General features: G+C 69.1%; 21 protein-coding genes and 1 tRNA gene. 9 read left to right on the top strand and 13 right to left on the bottom strand.

Annotation, left to right across the window (positions count from 1 at the left end):
• Positions 1-63: 63 nt before the first annotated feature.
• The 3 genes from OHB21_RS21280 to OHB21_RS21270 all read right to left on the bottom strand — a co-directional run bounded on the left by OHB21_RS21280 (position 64) and on the right by OHB21_RS21270 (position 2,384).
• Positions 64-531 carry an SRPBCC family protein gene (locus OHB21_RS21280; RefSeq protein WP_067513781.1) on the bottom strand — a complete coding sequence of 156 codons (468 nt, stop codon included), beginning with the start codon at positions 529-531 and terminating at the stop codon, positions 64-66.
• A gap of 164 nt (positions 532-695) precedes the next feature.
• On the bottom strand, positions 696-1,100 hold the full coding sequence (locus tag OHB21_RS21275) for a group I truncated hemoglobin (RefSeq protein WP_067513797.1): 405 nt from the start codon (positions 1,098-1,100) through the stop codon (positions 696-698).
• A gap of 282 nt (positions 1,101-1,382) precedes the next feature.
• On the bottom strand, positions 1,383-2,384 hold the full coding sequence (locus tag OHB21_RS21270) for a hypothetical protein (RefSeq protein ID WP_067513780.1): 1,002 nt from the start codon (positions 2,382-2,384) through the stop codon (positions 1,383-1,385).
• A gap of 108 nt (positions 2,385-2,492) precedes the next feature.
• Between OHB21_RS21270 and OHB21_RS21265 the strand changes: the two genes are divergently transcribed.
• The 3 genes from OHB21_RS21265 (at position 2,493) to OHB21_RS21255 (ending at position 5,032) form a co-directional block, all read left to right on the top strand.
• The gene (locus OHB21_RS21265) at positions 2,493-3,365 is read left to right on the top strand and encodes a GNAT family N-acetyltransferase (protein WP_195125734.1); all 873 of its coding nucleotides are present in this window, start codon (positions 2,493-2,495) and stop codon (positions 3,363-3,365) included.
• Positions 3,366-3,485: 120 nt separating this feature from the next.
• Positions 3,486-4,226 carry a class I SAM-dependent methyltransferase gene (locus OHB21_RS21260; protein WP_067513779.1) on the top strand — a complete coding sequence of 247 codons (741 nt, stop codon included), beginning with the start codon at positions 3,486-3,488 and terminating at the stop codon, positions 4,224-4,226.
• Positions 4,227-4,315: 89 nt separating this feature from the next.
• On the top strand, positions 4,316-5,032 hold the full coding sequence (locus OHB21_RS21255; RefSeq protein ID WP_195125735.1) for a hypothetical protein: 717 nt from the start codon (positions 4,316-4,318) through the stop codon (positions 5,030-5,032).
• 415 nt (positions 5,033-5,447) lie between these two features.
• On the opposite strand, the gene OHB21_RS21250 is transcribed toward OHB21_RS21255, so the two are convergent.
• The gene (locus OHB21_RS21250) at positions 5,448-6,308 is read right to left on the bottom strand and encodes an SDR family NAD(P)-dependent oxidoreductase (RefSeq protein WP_067513777.1); all 861 of its coding nucleotides are present in this window, start codon (positions 6,306-6,308) and stop codon (positions 5,448-5,450) included.
• A gap of 80 nt (positions 6,309-6,388) precedes the next feature.
• On the opposite strand from OHB21_RS21250, the gene OHB21_RS21245 reads away from it, so the two are divergent.
• On the top strand, positions 6,389-6,829 hold the full coding sequence (locus OHB21_RS21245) for a winged helix-turn-helix transcriptional regulator (protein ID WP_195125736.1): 441 nt from the start codon (positions 6,389-6,391) through the stop codon (positions 6,827-6,829).
• A gap of 11 nt (positions 6,830-6,840) precedes the next feature.
• On the opposite strand, the gene OHB21_RS21240 is transcribed toward OHB21_RS21245, so the two are convergent.
• Positions 6,841-7,233, bottom strand: coding sequence for a winged helix-turn-helix transcriptional regulator (locus OHB21_RS21240; protein ID WP_195125737.1), 393 nt, complete (start codon positions 7,231-7,233; stop codon positions 6,841-6,843).
• 164 nt (positions 7,234-7,397) lie between these two features.
• Here OHB21_RS21240 and OHB21_RS21235 point away from each other — a divergent pair, with 164 nt between their 5' ends.
• On the top strand, positions 7,398-8,141 hold the full coding sequence (locus OHB21_RS21235) for an SDR family oxidoreductase (RefSeq protein WP_228791350.1): 744 nt from the start codon (positions 7,398-7,400) through the stop codon (positions 8,139-8,141).
• 196 nt (positions 8,142-8,337) lie between these two features.
• Here the strand turns inward: OHB21_RS21235 and OHB21_RS21230 are convergent.
• Positions 8,338-8,411: transfer RNA gene (locus OHB21_RS21230), tRNA-Ile, on the bottom strand.
• Between the two features lie 116 nt (positions 8,412-8,527).
• Between OHB21_RS21230 and OHB21_RS21225 the strand changes: the two genes are divergently transcribed.
• Entirely contained in the window at positions 8,528-8,959 is a 432-nt protein-coding gene (locus OHB21_RS21225; RefSeq protein WP_067513774.1) for a nitroreductase family deazaflavin-dependent oxidoreductase, read from the top strand.
• A 1-nt stretch (position 8,960) separates the two neighbouring features.
• Here the strand turns inward: OHB21_RS21225 and OHB21_RS21220 are convergent, their stop codons facing one another.
• The 3 genes from OHB21_RS21220 to OHB21_RS21210 form a co-directional block, all read right to left on the bottom strand.
• A complete protein-coding gene (locus tag OHB21_RS21220; RefSeq protein ID WP_157115882.1) occupies positions 8,961-9,113 on the bottom strand; it encodes a hypothetical protein in 153 nt (50 codons plus the stop codon).
• A 50-nt stretch (positions 9,114-9,163) separates the two neighbouring features.
• Positions 9,164-10,156 carry a zinc-binding dehydrogenase gene (locus tag OHB21_RS21215; protein WP_195125738.1) on the bottom strand — a complete coding sequence of 331 codons (993 nt, stop codon included), beginning with the start codon at positions 10,154-10,156 and terminating at the stop codon, positions 9,164-9,166.
• Positions 10,157-10,232: 76 nt separating this feature from the next.
• Positions 10,233-10,574, bottom strand: coding sequence for a hypothetical protein (locus OHB21_RS21210; RefSeq protein WP_195125739.1), 342 nt, complete (start codon positions 10,572-10,574; stop codon positions 10,233-10,235).
• A gap of 37 nt (positions 10,575-10,611) precedes the next feature.
• Between OHB21_RS21210 and OHB21_RS21205 the strand changes: the two genes are divergently transcribed.
• Positions 10,612-11,136, top strand: a complete 525-nt coding sequence (locus OHB21_RS21205) for a glycine-rich domain-containing protein (RefSeq protein WP_067513772.1) — start codon at positions 10,612-10,614, stop codon at positions 11,134-11,136.
• Here the strand turns inward: OHB21_RS21205 and OHB21_RS21200 are convergent.
• The 3 genes from OHB21_RS21200 to OHB21_RS21190 are packed head-to-tail and all read right to left on the bottom strand — an operon-like array spanning position 11,133 to position 14,939.
• Positions 11,133-12,911, bottom strand: a complete 1,779-nt coding sequence (locus tag OHB21_RS21200; RefSeq protein ID WP_195125740.1) for an SDR family oxidoreductase — start codon at positions 12,909-12,911, stop codon at positions 11,133-11,135. The genes OHB21_RS21205 and OHB21_RS21200 overlap by 4 nt on opposite strands.
• A gap of 22 nt (positions 12,912-12,933) precedes the next feature.
• Positions 12,934-14,040, bottom strand: a complete 1,107-nt coding sequence (locus OHB21_RS21195) for a PDR/VanB family oxidoreductase (protein ID WP_195125741.1) — start codon at positions 14,038-14,040, stop codon at positions 12,934-12,936.
• Positions 14,037-14,939, bottom strand: a complete 903-nt coding sequence (locus tag OHB21_RS21190) for a metal-dependent hydrolase (RefSeq protein ID WP_195125742.1) — start codon at positions 14,937-14,939, stop codon at positions 14,037-14,039. The genes OHB21_RS21195 and OHB21_RS21190 overlap by 4 nt, the downstream gene beginning before the upstream one ends.
• Positions 14,940-15,202: 263 nt before the next feature.
• On the opposite strand from OHB21_RS21190, the gene OHB21_RS21185 reads away from it, so the two are divergent.
• Complete coding sequence (locus OHB21_RS21185) at positions 15,203-16,600, top strand: WS/DGAT/MGAT family O-acyltransferase (RefSeq protein WP_067513768.1); 1,398 nt, start codon at positions 15,203-15,205, stop codon at positions 16,598-16,600.
• A 46-nt stretch (positions 16,601-16,646) separates the two neighbouring features.
• On the opposite strand, the gene OHB21_RS21180 is transcribed toward OHB21_RS21185, so the two are convergent.
• Positions 16,647-17,555, bottom strand: coding sequence for an alpha/beta fold hydrolase (locus OHB21_RS21180; protein ID WP_195125743.1), 909 nt, complete (start codon positions 17,553-17,555; stop codon positions 16,647-16,649).
• A gap of 169 nt (positions 17,556-17,724) precedes the next feature.
• On the opposite strand from OHB21_RS21180, the gene OHB21_RS21175 reads away from it, so the two are divergent.
• Complete coding sequence (locus OHB21_RS21175; RefSeq protein ID WP_067513766.1) at positions 17,725-18,465, top strand: glucose 1-dehydrogenase; 741 nt, start codon at positions 17,725-17,727, stop codon at positions 18,463-18,465.
• Positions 18,466-18,469: the final 4 nt, after the last annotated feature.

Genomic DNA, 18,469 nt, shown 5'->3' with positions numbered 1-18,469 from the left:
CGTCGAATCGCGAACTCACGCCGACGGGGTTCGCGCGTCGCCGCCGAGCCGGCCCCCGCTCGCTCAGCCCGCCTCGTCCAGGGACGTCCGGTAGGCGGTCTGGATCTGCTCACGCAGGTGCTTGTCGGTGAAGCGGATGGCCGGGCCGACGAACGCCTGGATGATCTTGTCGAGCGCGCGGCCCGCCAGACCGCCGGGCACCTTGTAGTCGGCCACCACGCGGATGCGGGTCGAGGTGGCGTCGATCGGCGCGAAACTCCACCGCATGGTGGCCTCGATGCCCTTGGTCGCGTAGAGGGTGATCAGCCTGTCGGCGACCCACTCGGTCACTTCGGCGTGCATGTTGAGGGTGGTCGGGCCCAGGTTGAGGGCGGTATCGAACTTCGCGCCCAGACCCCTGGTCTGCGTGCCGAGGGGCGTGAAGCGTTTGACGCCGAACATCCACTTCGGCACGTTCTGATAGTCGGCCACGTACTCGAAGGCGAAATCCACCGGCGCGTCACCGATGGCACTGTGTTCCACGTGCCCCATTCCGCTCCCCTTCCACTCCACCCGCGAACAGGATCGTTCGCGAAATACGAGCGTAAGCGGTGCGGGCGGTGTATCGGAACAGGCTCGGCGCACGCGTCTCCCGCCGAGTTCCCGGCGTTTGCCGACGTTTTGCCGGAAACCACTGGGCAGGTGCGGCTTTCGTCTCAGCGGGTGCTCTCGACCGGACTCGAGGCGATCTCCCCGGCCAGCGGCGCGACCGCACCGATGATCTGCGCGACCAGCTCCGGCGGCACCCCGGCGTCGGCCAGCGCACCGGATAGGTGCCCGGCCACGAGCTCGAAATGGTGCATGGTGATGCCACGGCCCTGGTGCACGCTCTTCATCGACGCGCCGTGGTAGGGCTCGGGCCCGCCGAGCACCGCTGCGAAGAACTCCACCTGTTTGCCTTTGAGCCGCGCCATAGTGGTCCCCGAGAAGAACGGCGACAGCTCGCCGTCGGCGAGAACCCGCACGTAGAAGTCCTCGACGACCGCCTCGAGCGCCTCGTACCCGCCGATCCGCTCGAAAATCGGGGGCGGCTCCTCGACCGCCGCGCCGCCCTTGGACATGGACTTGAACCACGATGAAATACCCATATCCAAGAACAACACCGGTCGGTTTCCACCCCTTTAGACCCGCGTCACAAGCCATTTTCGGCCAGTGGCGCGGGGATTACCCGCGGTTACCCGCACCTCACCGGTGGTTGTGGGTGCCGGTGAGATGTCTCGGCTCCCGCACCATCCGGCAGGCGTCCAGACCGCTGAGGCGCCCCGGCTTCAGCACCACTCGGCAGGCGAGCAGAGGGTGAGGCGCCTCTGCTCCCACATCACCCGGCAACCGGCGAGACCCGCCTACCGCACCCACCCGCGTCCGGGCGGTTCGATCCGGCGCTGCCGGTCGACGGGCTCGCCCGGGTGCAGGGAGTTCTGGAGCGTCCGCAGCGCGTCCTCGTCGAGGTCGTGCTCGATGACAGCGGCCGCCCAGTCCCAGCCGGGCGTCGACCAGACGTAGTGCACCGGCCCCCAACTGGGCGTCCACGCCTCGGGCCCGCGCGGGCGGCGGGACAGCATCGTGTGCCGGTTGTAGGCGTCGAACCCGCCGGGTTCACGGAAGTGCACGGTTTCGGGTGTGAAGTCGACCCGGACTCGGGTGTCGAGCGACGAGGCGCCGACCAGCTCCGCGAACCTCGCGATCTGCGCGGCGTGCTCCGCCTCCCGCCGGTCGCGCTGTTCCCGTTCGTACTCCTCCATCGTGAGAACCGGCCCCGCCCAGGTGAATACCGCGTCGTCGATCTCCTCGCCGATGACCGGGTCCTCGAATTGCGCACCGACACCGGCCTGTTCGGCGCGGTATCCCAGCATCTGACCGGATTCGATGTCCACCCAGATGCGCAACGGCATCGGCTTGTGCGGCGGTGGCGCGAGTTCCACTGTCCAGCAACGGCGTCCGGCGAAATCGACCTCCTCGACGGGGCCCGCCGGCTGGGTGAAATCGTCACCCGCCCACTCACTAGCGGGGCGCCGCTCCAAGAGAAACTGATGCTCGCCGAAGTACCGGACCCGGTCGATCGGTCCGGTGCGCGGCCGCTCGGCGTGCCCGGAGAAGTCCCACCCTCGCGCTCCGTCGGTGATGAAGACGGGCCTGCCTTGCCCGTCCTCCACCCGCAGCTTCTTCCCGGCCCGCCACACCCGGCACCCGTCCCCCACCGCGACCACCACCGGCAACTTCCCCGCCGACGCGAAGAACGCGACCCCCGCCGTCTCTTCCTTCGGCGCCACTTCCCGGATCGCCGCCCTGATGGGCAGGTCAGGGCCGGTCGTGAGCGCGGTGAGGACCTCGATCCATGCGGTCATGGGTGCGAGCCTAGGCGCCGCGGGAGCCCCCTCGGCCATTCCCCGCCGAACTCGTCTCCGCTCGAAATTCGATTGGCGTCCCTCCTCGAGTGCCGCAAGATCCAGTGGGTGACCACAGTGCGGATGCGACGCTACGCCGGCCCCGGCGACCTCAGAGCCATGCAGACCCTCGCGCAACGTGTGTGGTCCCCCTCCAGCCTCTGGCATATCGGCGACCTGGCGTGGCAGCGCAGTCATCCCGCCGGCCACGAACCCAACTGGCTGACAGCGTTGCGGGAAGCCGGCGGCGAGGTACTCGCCTGGGGCTGGGCCGAACCGCCCGGTGAGCTGTTCCTCCAGGTCGACCCGTCCCATCCGGACCTGACCACCGCCGTGCTCGACTGGTTCACCGACGTCGCCACGACATCACGGACGACGGTCACGGTCCTGGATTCCGAGTACCACCTGACCACCGCGCTCGAATGCTACGGCTATGTCCGACAAGACATTTCGCACCGCTTCTCCTATATGACCCGCCCGCTCGACGTCCTCCCCGAACCGGAGCTGCCATCGGGTTTCCGTGCCCGCCCGGTCCGGGGCGAGGTGGACCTGCCGTCCCGCGTCGCCGTCCACCGAGCGGCCTGGGCGCCCTCCCTCCTCACCGAGGACAGGTACCGCAACGTCATGTCCACCTGGCCGTACCGCCCCGATCTCGACTGGGTCATCGAAGCTCCCGACGGCACGTTCGCCGCCAACTGCCTCCTCTGGTTCGACGACCGCAACGCGGTGGGCGAGCTCGAACCGGTCGGGACCGCCCCCGACTTCCGCCGCCGGGGGCTGGCCCGTGCCGTCTGCCTGGCCGCCCTCCACCGCCTCCGCGACCTCGGCGCGCAGAGTGCCATCGTCTACCCGGTCGCCGACCGCCCCGGCCCGGTCGCCCTCTACGGGGACCTGGGCTTCCGGCCGTACGCGCGCACGGTCACGTTCGCGAAGAACAGTTGAACGGCGCGGGTCGCCCACCGGGCGTCCCGTATCCCGGCGCCACGTCTCCCGCCTGCGCGAAGGTCACCACCATAGCCGGTAGGGTGCACCGCGGCCGGGTGCGAAGCGTGAGGAGTACATATGGACTGGGAGCAGTGGCAGCTGAGCTGGGATCGTCAGCAGGAGTTCTACCTGCCGGATCGCGAGGACCGCTTCCGGATCATGCTCGATCTGGTCGAGGCGGCCGTGGGGCCGGCACCCCGCGTGCTCGACCTGGCGTGCGGGACGGCGACCATCAGCAGGCGCCTGTTCGCCCGCTTCCCGGACGCGACTTCGGTGGCCGTCGACATGGACCCGACATTGCTGGCGATCGCGCGCGGCTCCTTCGCCGGCGACGACCGGATCACCTTCGTCACCGCCGACCTCGCGCAACCCGATTGGATGGACGACCTACCCCCCGAGCCATTCGACGCCGTCCTCACCGCCACCGCCCTCCACTGGATGCAACCCGACCCCCTGACGCGCCTCTACACCGACCTCGCCAAACTCGTCCGCCCCGGCGGAATCTTCCTCAACGCCGACCACACGCCCGACCCCGAAACCCCACTCCTCAACACCCTCCACGAATCACTGCAGAGCGCGCACGCCGACCGAGCCCGCGCGCAGGGCGCCGTCGACTGGGACGAATGGTGGTCCCTCGTCGCCGCCGAACCCGGCCTCGCCGACGAATACGCCCGCAGCCGAACAATTTTCGCCAACCACACCAAGGGCGTCACCCACCCACCCTCCTGGCACACCACCCATCTCACCGACGCCGGCTTCCTCGAAACCGCCATCGCCTGGAAGTCCGTCACCGACGCCATCGTCGTCGCTATCAGGTGAGTGCAGGAGACCCGGACTCCGTATTCCTGATTCCCGCCCGGCCCCGCGCTACCGGTAGTGTCCCGCCTGTACAGCGAAGGGGAGTTGTCATGAGCTATCCGTATGGGCCGCAACGTGGACCGATGCCGGGCGCGTATCAAGCGCCGTACCCGGCGAATCCGGGACCCTATCCGAACGCTGGCGGCTACCCACCCGGATACGGTTACGGTGCGCCGGGATTCGGCCAACCCAGTGGCGGCACCGCCCTCGCCGCGGGCTTCCTGGGCGTCGTGGTCGGGTTGCTGTGCGGCTTCTCGGCGACCATGGCACTCAACGCCGCCAACGAGATCGAGAAGCTGTCCAATCGCTTGGGCCAGGGCAGCGCCCAGGAGCACATCACCGGCCTCCAGACCATCGGCGGCATCAACATCGTCGTCGGCCTCCTGTGGTTCCTCGGCGCCCTGTTGCTGATCGGCCGCAAGCGCGCCGGTCGCGTCATTCTCATCCTGCTGTCCTGCGTCGGGGGCGTCCTCAATCTGGTCTCCGCCGTCATCAGCCTGGGTTCCGAAGCCCCCGCAGCCGGAGTCGGCAGCATCATCGGACTCATCCTTGCCCTCCTGATCCTCATCCTCGCCGCCTCCGGCTCCACCGGCCGCTGGCTCGCCGCCGCACCCCGCCGCCATTACGGACCCCCGTACGGCCAACCCACCCCACCCCCGTACGGCCAACCCACCCCACCCCCGTACGGCCAACCCACCCCACCCCCGTACGGGCAACCTGCCCAACCCGCGCCCGGCTACGGTCAACAACCCCCACCGCGCTACTGAGTCCCCGCACACGGGTGATCCGCTGCTACTCGTCCACCGAGAAACGACGGCATGTCTGCCGCGCACTCCCGGCGACAGCAACAGAGCTGGTCCCGGCTGCTCGCGACCGATCGGGTCGAAAGCTCTTGGCCCAAGAGATGTTCCGACTCCTGAAGTCGGCGCACCTGGGATCAACGCGGTCTCTCCGGTCTCCCATCGGAACGCCGCACGCAGAGCTGGCGGGCCACCGACGGTAGCGGCAACGTGCACGCGCGGGTGGGGTTCAAGGTTCGCCGACCGAGCGATTCCTAGCCGGCACGCCGCCGGGGCGAACACCGAGCGCCATCGCTGATCGTCGTTCGACAGGCGTGTGCCCTTCCGCGAACTCGGGCGACCGCCTTGTGGTGCCACAGATGACGACCGCTGGTCGGCGGGCTCAGCTGGCGCGTGCGGCACGAGCGCGCTGTAGAAGCTCTTCGGTCACGTCCATGAGCCGCTGCGCGTTCGCGGGATCGAAGGCGGGGTTGGTGAGGGGTACGGGGTTTCCCCGGTCGACGGCGGTGAGGGGTGCGGCGGGCGGGTGGTCGAGGAAATCATGGATCGGGGCGATGGCGGAATCGATGGTCCGAGCGGCGATTCGGGCGGCCGCGCGGATCAGTCCGCGCATGGGCGCGGAGAGGGGTGTGAGGTCGCCGCTCTTGGTGAAGCCGGGGTGGTAGAGGACGTACTTGATCACCTCGTCGGGGCGGGCGGCGAAACCGGCTCCGAGCAGGTCGTTGGCCCGCCCGGCCTGGAGTTGGGCGGCGAGCGTGCTGTATCGCCGAGCCAGTGACAGGTCGTCCCAGTGGACGCGTCCCCGAGCGGTGCCGGTGCCCGCGACGTTGACGATGACCGGAGAAGCGCTGCGCCGCAAGGACTCCGACAACCCCTGGCCGAGCAGATACCGGCTGAGGTAGTACAGGGCGAAGGTCCGTTCCAGACCGTCGACGGTGACGATTCGGCGGGGCGCCTGCCGATTGGCGAACAGGGCGAGGGCGTCTATGACGTTGTGGCGGCGCGTGATCCGCTCGACCGCGGATTCGGTCGCGGCGATATCGGACAGATCGACGCCGAGAAACTCCACGCGCCCGGGAGCATTCAGCCGCTCGGCGTCGGCGAGCAGGCGCTGCCCTTTGTCCTCGCTGCTACCGAGCGCGACGACCGTGTCGCCCCGCGCCGCCCGCGCGAGCGAAAGCGCGCGCCCCATTCCATCGGTGCCGCCGCTGACCACGACGACGCGACGATTACTCTCTGGCACGTTCCTGCTCCTCCGATGGATACGATCGGTACGACGACGATCATCGGCAACCGACCGGCCGAGCGTAAGGAGGCAGTTTCATGTCCGATACGCACACGGATGTGCCTTCCCTGGTCAGCGCGCCGCTCCCCAGCCCGGTGCCCGCCGGTGAATACGGGCAATGCCCCGTGACCGACATGCTGCGACACGTCGGCGACAAATGGCCGATGCTGGTGATCACCCTGCTCGCCCGCCGCCCGCACCGCTTCAACGAACTGCACCGTGAGATCGAGGGCATCAGCCAGCGGATGCTCACCCGGACCCTGCGCGGTTTGGAAACCGACGGGCTGGTCGACCGCGAGGTCTTCCCCACCGTCCCGCCGAGCGTTCAGTACAGCCTCACCCCACTCGGGCTCTCCCTGCTGAAACCGCTGTCCGCCCTGGCGGATTGGGCCGTTGAGCACGCCGAGGAGATCACGGCGGCGCGACGGGCAGCGTCGGGAGATGACCAGCCCGCGATCCAGAACCCATTGACGCAGTAGACGATTCGGCGCTAGTCGCGCCCCGGGCGCATGCGGAACTCCACGATCGCCTCGGCGTTGGTACTCACCCACTCCAGCAGCCCGCGCAGCTGAGCGGCCGCTTCCGCGCCCCTCGGGGTCAGCGAGTACGAAACGCTCGGGGGCATGGTCGGCTGCACGGTGCGTTCGACGAGGCCGTATTCGGTGAAAGTGCGCAGATTCTGGGACAGCATCTTCTCGCTGATCCCCCCGATCCGGTCGCGCAGGACGTGGAAGCGCAGGGGGCCGTCGTACAGGGCCGCCAGGATCAGCACGCCCCAGCGGCTGGTGAGCTTGTCGAGGACGGTGCGCGCGGGGCAATCGCTGTCGAATACGTCACTGCCGCCGGCGGGCGTACCCTTCGCCGCCCGGAAACCTACCGCCATCTCCAGAGCTTACCTCGAGGTATGCCCTTTCCAAGGGTAAGTTCCCTGCTTAGGGTCTGGACTATGGCTCGAACGAACAGAATTCTCGTGATCGGCGCTACCGGACATGTGGGCGGCCAGGTCGCCGCCCAACTCATCGGCTCGGGTGCCGCGGTGCGCGCGCACTGATCCGTGATCCTGCGGCGGCCTCGCTACCGTCGAGCGTCGAGATCGCGCCCGGCGATCTGACCGAACCCGGCACCCTTGCCTCGGCGCTGGCCGGTGTGGACACGGTGTACCTGACGTGGCCGATGCTCTCGGCGGCGGTGGCGGATGCGGCGGTCGAGGTGATCGCCGCGCACGCGCGCCGGATCGTGCTGTTGTCCTCGGCCGCGGTCGACGAGCAGGACAACCCGATCGGCGCGGCGCACGCGATCATCGAGCGGCCGATCCTCGCGTCCGGACTGGAATGGACCTTCCTGCGGCCGCACGGATTCGCCACCCTCACCCTCGAATGGGCGCCGCAGATCCGGGCCGGCGATGTGGTGCGCGGGGCCTACGGCGCGGCGACGATGACGCTCCTGCACGAGGCCGATATCGCGGCGGTCGCGGTGCGCGCGCTGACCGGCGACGGCCACGCCGGGGCCCGCTACGAACTGACCGGCCCGACGCCGTTGAGCAGGGTCGAGCCCGTGGCCACCATCGGGGCGGCGCTGGGCCGCGAACTCACCTGGCAGGAGATCCCGCGCGAGCGGGCGAAGGCGGAAATACGCTGGATCGCACCGGAATACGCCGACGCCATCCTCGCAGGCCTGGCCGGACTGGCCGACTCGCCCGGACGACCGACCTCGACCGTGGAAGACCTCACCGGCACACCCGGCCGCACCTACGCGCAATGGGTGCGGGACCACCTCGCGGATTTCACCTGAGCGACCCGCACACTCACCGCACGGCGACCGGTCCAGCGCAGACCGCGTCCGCTCGGTCGAAAACCCACCGCCGCAGGACATCCGGCGGGAGGACGCAGTCGAACCGCCCTCCGGCGACAATCCATTGCCGTAGGAGCGCTGTTCTGGATCGAAACCTCTCGACGGTTTCACAAAAACGCAGGTGAGAGGGGGTTTGTGGGGCGGGCGGGGCTCGAACCCGCGACCAATGGATTATGAGTCCACGGCTCTAACCGACTGAGCTACCGCCCCGAATGCGCTGGTTTCCGCGACGAGGGGGATGGTACCTGGCGGGAGTGGGGGATCTCCAATCCGGTTGCGGTGGGGGCGTAGGGTGGGGGAAACGGAAACTTACCGGAGGGTCAGATATGGCCAGTCTGTTCGCGAATGTGCTGCGAGTGCACCAATGGGTCTACGAGAAGAGCGACGGGTGGGTGGGGCATCGCCTGCTGTTCGGGAACCCCACGCTGCTGCTGCGCACGGTGGGGCGCAAGACGGGGCAGCCGCGCACGTCCGCGCTGACCTACGCGCGGGACGGGGGTAGTTACCTGGTGACGGCGTCCAACGGCGGGTCGCCGCGGCCACCCGGCTGGTTGGCGAATGTGAAGGCGCAGCCGGATTGTGAGATCCAGATCGGGCGCAACACGATGAAAGCCGTTGCGCACGCGACCTATCCGGACGATCCCGAGTACCAGCGGCGCTGGGAGCTCGTCGACAAGGTGAATCAGGGTCGCTACAGCGAATATCAGAAGAAGACCACGCGGCCGATCGCCGTGGTGGTGTTGACCCCCGCGAGGTAGGTCAGTCCGCGTCCACCCACTCGCGATCGTCGGCGACCTCCTCGCCGCGAGTGCGGCGCACGTCGGAAGCCGGTGGGCGACCGGCGAATTGGACAACTGCTACAACAAGAATGAGGACGGTGGCGACGGCACCGACGACGATGAGTGTCTGCACGCAGGCACCCTAGCGCCGTCGGCTGCCGATCGCAGGCATTGCCGGACAAGTCACAACTCGAGCACCGTCCGGCCCACCGACTTCCTGAATTCGATTGCGGCGTGGGCACGGTCGGCTTCGGCCAGGGGGAAGGTCTGACCTATCACCACTTCGATTTCACCGGTCGCGACGGCCTCTTGCGCACGCCGCGCCAGAGCGTTCCAGTCCGCGACGGCGCCCGAGATTCCGAACAAGTCCACCACTTCCACCCCGCGCTCCGTCAGCGCCTCGGTATCCAGCTCGGCGAAATCCCCGGCGGCCGAGCCGTATCCGAGGAACCGGCCGCCGTCGGCCAGCGTCGTGGCCGCAGCCCCACCGAGTTCGCCGCCCGCACCGTCCAGCACCACGTGCACGGCGCCACCGGACGCCGCGCGCACGGCGTCGGTCCACCCGTCCTCGGAGTAGTCGACCACGGCGTCCGCGCCGAGCCGCGCGGCCAGCGCGAGCTTTTCCGCCCCGCGCGCCACCGCGACGACGCGAACGCCTGCCGCGCGGGCGAATTGGATGAGCAAGGTGCCGAGCCCACCACCGGCCGCGGTAGTCAGCACCCACTCCCCCGGCTCGGGCGCGGCGCGCTCGAACACGGCCAGCGCGGTCCTGCCGTCGTGGACCAGCGCGACGGCCTGGCTCACCGAAAGCTCTTGCGACACTTCCACGAGCGTGTCGGCCTTGGCCAGGGCGAGTTCGGCGTAGCCGCCGATGGGCAGCCCACCGCCGATCCCGCTCGCCGCCGTTCGCGAACTCACCCGCTTGCCGATCCACACCGGATCCACGCCGGGGCCGACCTGGATCACCGTGCCCGCGATCGCGCCGCCCGGTACATAAGGCAGTTCGAGCGGGAAGAAGTCCAGGCCCCATCCCGAACGCAGCCGGGTATCGAGGTACATCACGTCGGCGGCGGCGACCCGCACCAGCACCTCACCCGCGCCGGCCACCGGCTCGGGCACCTCCCGCACCGACAGCACTTCCGGACCGCCGAACTCCTCCACTACCACCGCACGCATCCTCGACCTCCCGATCTCGTCTCACATCGACGAAGACCAGCATTCAACCTCGAGGTAGGTTCAGGTCAAGCTCCGCTCACGATCCGCCGCCGCAACCCCCGCCACCGCCGCCACAGCTGCTGCTCCCGCCGCCACAGCTGCTGCTCCCGCCGCCACAGCTGCTGCTCCCTCCACCGGAATCGGACCCGGAGTCCGACCCGCCGAATCCGCCGAAATCCGACCCGCTGTGGCCATCGTGGCGCTGGTGATGATCGTGGTCCACGCCCGCCCCGCCGGCCGTCCACGGCGACCCGCCCGTCCCGCCGAACCCCTGGTTTCCCGAGTTCACCGCGTTGATCACGACCACCACGATCGCGATGATCACCCCCACCACGACGAGCACGCCGACACCCACCACCACCAGGACCATGAAAGCCATACGGGAATCGTAGGGCCGCGCGGTCGTACAGTGGATTGTGTCCGTTTTTCGATTCGGTAACCGGTTGCGCCGCCAGGTCGACCTGCGCGACGTCGATCAGGCCGTCGCCGCCCTGGAACTGCCCGAGGCGGTGTTCAAGACCTGCCCGTGGCAGCCGCGCGAGCTGATCGCCACCGGGCTGCGGCAGTGGCTGCGCTGCTGCGGCGCGGCGATGCGCGACGGACAGGTGATCGGGATGCCCTCGCACGCGGTGGACGAGGCCTGGCACGGCCTCATCCTGTGCACCGAGCGGTACGCGGCGTTCTGCACCGCCGCCTACGGCCGGTTCCTGCACCACTACCCCGAGGGCTCCGCGCCGAAGAACGCCGCCGCGCACGGTTCGATGACCGAGCAACTCGGCCGCACGGTGGTGGCGTGGTCGATGGTCGCGAAACCCGGTGAGCGGTGCGTACTCTGGGACCTGGATCGTCAGGTCGGCGTCGCGCACCCGTGGGGCATCGACACCCGGCGCGTTGCGGCCATCGAGGCCGAATTGCACCGGGCGCCGGAGAATTCGAGCTAGGTCAACTTCACGCGGGCGGCGAAGAACCGCACGACCGCCGGCGCGAACCGGTTGAACTGGTACTGCAACCGCGCTTCCGGCGTCACCGGCACGATGCTGCGGTCCTCGCGCACGGCGCGCACGATCTGGTCGGCCACCTTGTCGGGCGTGTAGCGGCGCATCCGGTACAGGTTGTCGTATTTGGCCTGCTTGGCCTTCTCGTCCTCGGCGCTCAGACCCGAGAATGTCGTGGTGGCAACGATATTGGTGTGGACGATGCCGGGGCAGATGGTGTGCACCGAGATGCCGCGCCCGGCCAGTTCCGCGCGCAGGCAGTCGGAGAACATGAACACCGCCGACTTGCTGGTCGAGTAGGCGCTGAAGCCCTGCTGCGGCGAGAACGCCGCCATGCTGGACAGATTCACGATGTGCCCGCCGAGCCCGCGCTCGGCCATCGCGGCGCCGAAGGCGCGGCACCCGTTCACCACACCGCCCAGGTTGATGCGCAGCACGCGGTCGAACTCCGCCGACGGCGTGTCGAAGAAGCCGCCCGCCTGGCCGATCCCCGCGTTATTGATCAGGATGTCGGGCACGCCGTGCGCGGCGATCACCTCGGCGGCGTGCGCGGTGACCTCGGCCTCGTCACCCACGTCCAGCCGATACGCGTGCGCCACACCGTGTTCGGCGGCGACCAGTTCGGCGGTCTCCTTGGCGGCGTCCAGATTGATGTCGGAGAGCACGATCTCGGCGCCGAGCCGCGCGAAGGCGAGCGCGGTCTCGCGGCCGATGCCGCTGCCGCCGCCCGTGATGACGACCAGCTGGTCGTCGAAAGGCCTACGGGTGCGGTCGGTTTCGGCGCGACGCAGCCCGCGCGGGGCCGGCGCGCCGTCCAGCGTGTCGATCAGTTCGGCGGTGGCGGTGGCCAGCAGCTCCGGATGCGAGAACGGCATCCAGTGCCCGGCGGGCACGTCGCGACGCCACAGCCGCGACACCCAGCGGCGCTCGTCGTCGTAGCCGGCGGGACGCACGGCCACGTCGCGGCCCGCGACGATCAGCTGCACCGGCACGTCGGTGCTGCGTTCGCGCGGCGCGAGCAGGCGCGGCACGATATTGGCCCGGTAGATCAGCAGGCCGTCCACGATGTCCTGCCGGAACGTCGCGCCGAGCTTGACGTTGGCCGGCGGGGTGTCGTTCATCAGCGACACCGCGCGCTGCCAGCGCTCCTCGGTGCCGAACGCGCCGAATGCCGCGCGCGGCAGGCCGGGCGTCATGAAGAAGAACGTGTAGGCCGAGGAGAGCAGCTGGCTCACCGGCTGCCACACGTTGCGCGGGGTGGGCCGCGCCAGGCGGGCCCGCACCCACTTGGCGAGGTGGTCGAGGTTCGGCCCGCTCACCGAGGTGAACGAGGCGACGCGCTCGGCCGCCCCCGGCTCGCACACGGCCTCCCACACCTGCACCGAACCCCAGTCGTGGGCCAGCACGTGCACGGGACGATCCGGGCTCACCGCGTCGGCGACGGCGAAGAAGTCGGCGGCCAGTTCCTCGAGGCGGAAGTCGGCGGTGCGGCGGGTACGGGTGGAGGCGCCGTGGCCGCGGGTGTCGTAGGTGACCACGTGGAAGCGGTCCGCCAGCAGCGGCACGACCCGATCCCACAGGTGGTGGGTGTCGGGCCAGCCGTGCACGAGCAGCACGGTGGGCGCGGCCGGATCTCCGTATTCGTAGACGGCCAGCTCGAATTCACCGCTGCGCACGATCCGCTCGGTCACGGCCGAGTCCATATCCGTCGTCATCGACATCTCCAGGTGGGAAGAGTTTGGCTTACAGGTCCAGGACGAGACGCCCACCGTCGCAACGCGATACGCAGGCCAGCATCTCCCCCGCGGCGTGCTGGTCCTCGGTGAGGACGGACTCGCGATGCTCGGGCGTGCCGGACAGCACGCGCACCTTGCAGGTGCGGCAGAAGCCCTGGCGGCACGAATACGGTTGATCCGGGCGGTATTTCAGGATGGTGGCCAGCGCCGACTCGTCGGCGGGCACCTCGATCACCTGTCCGGTGGAGGCGAATTCGATCTCGAACGGTTTGCCGTCCACCACGGGCGGCGGCGAGAACCGTTCGGAATGCAGTTCCACCCCGCGCAGGTGCCGCACCGCCGCGGCGACGGTGTCGGTCATCGGCACCGGGCCGCAGCAGTAGACGGCGGTGCCGGTGGTGACGCCGGGCAGCAGCGCGGCCGCGTCGGGCAGGCCGTGCTCGTCGTCGGTGCGCACGGTGACGCGGTCGCCGAAGGATTCGACCTCGTCCAGGAACGGGATGGTGTCGCGGCTGCGGCCGACGTACACCATCGACCAGTCCAGTCCGAGGCGCACGGCCAGGCGTGCCATCGGCAGGATAGGCGTGATCCCGATGCCGCCCGCCACGAAATGCAGGTGCACCGAGGGTGATCCGTACCCCGGCACCGCGAACGGAAAGGCGTTGCGCGGACCGCGCACCACCAGGCGCGAACCGACCGGCAACTCGTCGTGAACCTCCACCGAACCGCCGCCGCCCTCCGGGATGCGCCGCACGGCAACCCGGTAGGCGCGGATGTCGGCCGGGTCGCCGCACAGCGAATACTGCCGCAACCGTCCCGACGGCAACTCCAGATCCAGGTGCGCGCCCGGCCGCCACGGTGGGAGCTCCCGTCCGTCGGGCGCCTCGAGGCGCAGGCTCACCACGTCCTGGTCGTGCGCCTCGACGCGCCGTTCGGTCACCACCAGCGCGATGCGACGGTCGTCGACCCTGGTGGTCAGGTCCCGGCGGTTGACCAGGGTGGCCCAGCGCAGGCGCGCGGTGGCGACCGCGTCGAGCACCTTCGTGGTGCGGTCCGATTCGCGTTTGCCGAACAGGTCGGCGGGCACGCGCTCCGGAATGACGCGTGGGCTCACGAGGCGACCGCGCGCGCCGCCGGGGAGGCGGCCAGGTAGGCCACCGCCTGCGCCGTGGAGCCGACCGACTCGGGGGTGTAGCGCGGGTTGAACGTCGACACCGCGCTCCACAGCAGCGAGGGCACGCCGGGCAGCGCACCGCGCCACATGGAGCCCAGTACGCGCTTGAGCAGGCGGGGGTAGCCCAGATCGGGCAGGCTCGGGTCCTGGTGGACCATGTACTTGGTGCCGCGGAAGACCAGCGCCAGGAAGATCGGGAACACGATCGTCATCAGCGCCGACCGCCGCACGAAGCCCGCGCCGAAGTAGACGGCGACATCGTGCGCGACGTGGCGGTGCTCGACCTCCTCGGCGCCGTGCCAGCGGAACAGATCGGCCACGCGCGGGTCGGCGCCGAACTTCTCCAGGTCGGCGTTGAGTACCCAGTCGCCCAGGAACGCGAAGAAGTGCTCCAGGCACGCGATGAACGCGAGCCGTTCCACCATCACCTGCCGCTGCGCGCGGCCTTCGACGCTCTTGGGTCCCAGGGTCTTCCGGAACAGGTATTCGGCCTGGCGCACGTACGGCATGGGGTCGATGCCGTTGGCCGCGAGCACCTCGTGCAGCACCTTGTCGTGCGTCTCGGCGTGCATGGACTCCTGGCCGATGAAGCCGAGCATGGCTTCGCGCAGCTTCTCGTCCTTCACGTACGGCAGCGCCTCGGCGTAGGCCGCGCAGAACATGCGCTCACCCTCGGGGAGCAGCAGATTGAGCGAGTTGATCAGGTGCGAGGCGATCGGCTCGTCGGCCATCCAGTGCAGCGGCGTATCAGCCCAGTCGAACTGCACGTTGCGCGCGTGGAGGGCGACCTCCCCCGGATCGACGTCCGGCCGCGGGTCCGCCTTGCGAAGTATCTTCATCGGTACTCCCTGGTCATCGTGCGTACGCACCGCGCGGAGAGTCAGCTTCCTGCACGGCTGTAGCAATCATCTTACACATAGCTGCGACTTCCAGTAACACACAGAACCACGACGGTCATGTCTGAAACTTGTTACAGCCACATCCCGAGCCGCATCCCCGAGGTGAAAATCCACCCTCTTCCTGACCATAGACCGCGTCACTGTGACGAATCTCCCGGAATACACCGCTTCAAAACTAGAACACGTTCTAGTAGTCTTTCGCTATGGAACGACTGACCGGATTGGACGCGAGCTTCCTCTACCTGGAGACCGGGACGCAGCACCTGCACGTGTGCGCGCTGCTCGTCCTGGACCCCGCCGCGGAGGGCGCGCCGTACTCCTTCGACACCTTCAAAGCCGAACTCGGCCGTCGCCTGCCCCTCGTGCCCCAGATGCGCAGGCGCGTGCGCGAGGTGCCGCTCAACCTGGACCATCCGGTCTGGGTGGCGGACCCCGATTTCGATCTCGACCACCACATCCGCCTCGTGCGGGCCCCGAGCCCGTGCGGGCACGAGGAGTTGGCGCGACTGGTCGGCGAGATCGCGAGCACGCCGATGGACCGGAACCGACCGCTGTGGCAGATGTTCGTGGTGGAGGGCCTCGACGACGGCAAGGTCGCGGTGATCTGCAAGTACCACCACGCCGCGGTGGACGGCATCACCGGAACGAACATGATGATGCACCTGTGCGATATCGAGCCGGGCGCGGCACGGGTGGACACGGTCGACAGTGCGCCGGCCGACCCCGCGCCCGCCACGTGGAAGTTGCTGGCGGAGGCCGCGATTCGCTTTCCGGGTCGTGCGGGCGTGCTCGGCATGGTGCCGAAGACCGTCGGCATGCTGGCCGGTTTCGCGCAGCGGCGGCGAAACAACCAGGCGGGCATGGCGATTCCGCTCACCGCGCCGCGCACCCCGTTCAACAGGGCGATCGGCGCGCGGCGCGCGGTGGCGTTCACCGCGACCGATCTCGACGCCATCAAGGAGATCAAGACCGCGTTCGGCGTGAAGGTCAACGACGTGGTGCTCACCGTCGTGGGCGGTGTGCTGCGAACCTACCTGGACAAACACGGTGAGCTGCCGGACAAGTCGCTCATCGCGTCGGTGCCGGTCTCGGTACACGGATCCACCCGCCACACCGAGGGCATCAACAAGGTCTCCTCGCTGTTCTCCGAACTCGGCACCGATATCGACGATCCGGTCGCGCGGCTGCGCGCTGTCGCCGCGGCCAACCGCGACGCCAAGGACGAGCACGATCTGATCGGCGCCGACTTCCTGCAGGACTGGTCGAAGTACGCGCCGCCCAACGTGTTCCGGCTCGCCTCGCGCGCCTACTCCGCGCTGAAGCTGGCCGAGCACCACCCGGTGGTGCACAACCTCGTGGTGTCGAACGTGCCGGGACCGCCGGTGCCGCTGTACTTCCTGGGCGTCAAGGTGGACGCGATGTATCCGTTCGGCCCGGTCTTCCACGGGGCGGGCCTCACCGTCACCGTGCTGTCCAATAACGGCGATCTGGATTTCGGGTTCATCGCGTGCGCCGACCTGATGCCCGACGTCGACGTCCTGGCCGACGCGGTGCCGCAGGTCATCGACGAATTGCTCACCGCGGCACGCGCATCGGACTGACCACGGCCACCCTGTTCGCCAGAGCCGCCGAACAGGGAGACCTCTCTCAGATCCGCTCCGCGACCGACTCGCACGCATCCAGCAGCGCGGGCACGAAACGTTCGGCCCCGAAGACGCAGCCCGCGTGCCCCACGGCGGCCAGATGGATGGTCGCGCCGGGAATCATGGTCGCCATCTCCAGCTGCCGGTAGACCGGAATCGCGTGGTCACGCGTGGTGATCACCACCGAGGTGGGGGTTTTCAGCGTGGGCAGCCACGGTGAGGCGTCGAACCGGCCGAGTTCCGCGACGACCTGCGCCACCGCCCACCCGCTGGTGCTGCGGAACTCCTTCATCGCCCAGCGCTCGAAACCCTCGGTGTCCCAGATATTCTCAGGAACGTCGGGCAGCCGTTCACCGAACCTGGCGACGCGGCGCAGCGAGTACGGGCCGAGCGCACCCGCCATCGCGCCGAACGCCCGATGAAAGGCCTTCTCGCGCAACTTCTCCCGGAACCGATAGGGCGTCGCGCACAGCACGATGCCCGCGACGCGATCCGGATGGTGGTGCGCCGCCGACAGCGCGACCATGCCGCCGAGCGAATAGCCGGCGCAGATCGGGCGCTCCAGCTCGAGCGCGTCGGCGATCGCGATCACGTCATCGGTGCAGTCGGCGACCGTGAACGGGCGCGTGCGGATGCCGCGGCCGTGCCACCGCTGGTCGAACAGGACGACGCGGTAGCGCTCGGCCAGCGACGCGAGCGCCGGGAACCAGGTGAGGGTCGCGGTGCTGGCGGTGCCGTGCAGGAGGATCAGCGTCGGCGCGCCCGGCGGACCGGGGATGTCGGTGACGTAGGTGCTGCCCCGGCCGGGCAGGTCGACGAGGGCGCCGTCGGGGACGCGCGGAGAGTCGGGCACGCCCGCCCGCCGGATCGCCCGCCGTACGCGGGTGTCGGCGTCCCGGTCCGGACTCACCATGCTGGTCCTCCTCGCGATCCCGGTCGAAAAATAGAACCTGTTTCACTAGATGATGCCACACGGCGCCGGACGACTATCACCACGAGGGACCGGTAAATGGGACTGGTCGAGCCGCACTCGGCCACTCTTTCTGTAACGTGTTCCGCGTCGGCGACGAACGGAGGCAGCGATGGCGCGACTGACCGGCAAGGTGGCCCTGATCAGCGGCGGGGCGCGGGGTATGGGCGCCGCCCACGCCCGGCGGTTCGTGGCCGAGGGCGCGCGGGTGGTGCTCGGCGACGTGCTGGACGACGACGGCAAGGCGCTGGCCGCCGAGTTGGGCGAGTCCGCCCACTACGAGCACCTGGACGTGCGCGAACCGGAGCAGTGGCGCGCGGCGGTGGCCGCCGCGACCGAGCGGTTCGGCGGACTGCACGTGCTGGTGAACAACGCGGGCATCGTCAACGGGAACCTGCTGGTGGATTTCGCGCTCGAGGAATGGCAGCGGATCATCGACATCAATCTGACCGGGACGTTCCTCGGCATGCAGGCGGCGACGCCCGCGCTGATCGCCGCGGGCGGCGGATCGGTCGTCAACATCTCCTCGGTGGAGGGGATGCGCGGCAGCCCCGGCCTGCACGGGTACACCGCCACCAAGTTCGCCGTGCGCGGACTCACCAAATCCACCGCGCTGGAACTGGCCCCGCACAATATCCGCGTCAACTCGGTGCACCCCGGCCTGATCAGCACGCCGATGACCGAGGGCATCCCCGCCGACTTCCTCCAGATCCCGCTCGGCCGCGCCGCGCAGCCCGACGAGGTGTCGAATCTGGTGGCGCACCTCGCCTCCGACGAATCCTCCTACTGCACCGGCGCCGAATTCGTCATCGACGGCGGCCTAACCGCCGGCGTCCCTCACAAGTCCTTCTAGCGGG

It is taken from the genome of Nocardia puris (genome assembly GCF_036051655.1).
GTDB classification, from domain to species: Bacteria; Actinomycetota; Actinomycetes; order Mycobacteriales; family Mycobacteriaceae; genus Nocardia; species Nocardia puris.
This window is presented reverse-complemented; position numbering and strand designations above follow the sequence as displayed.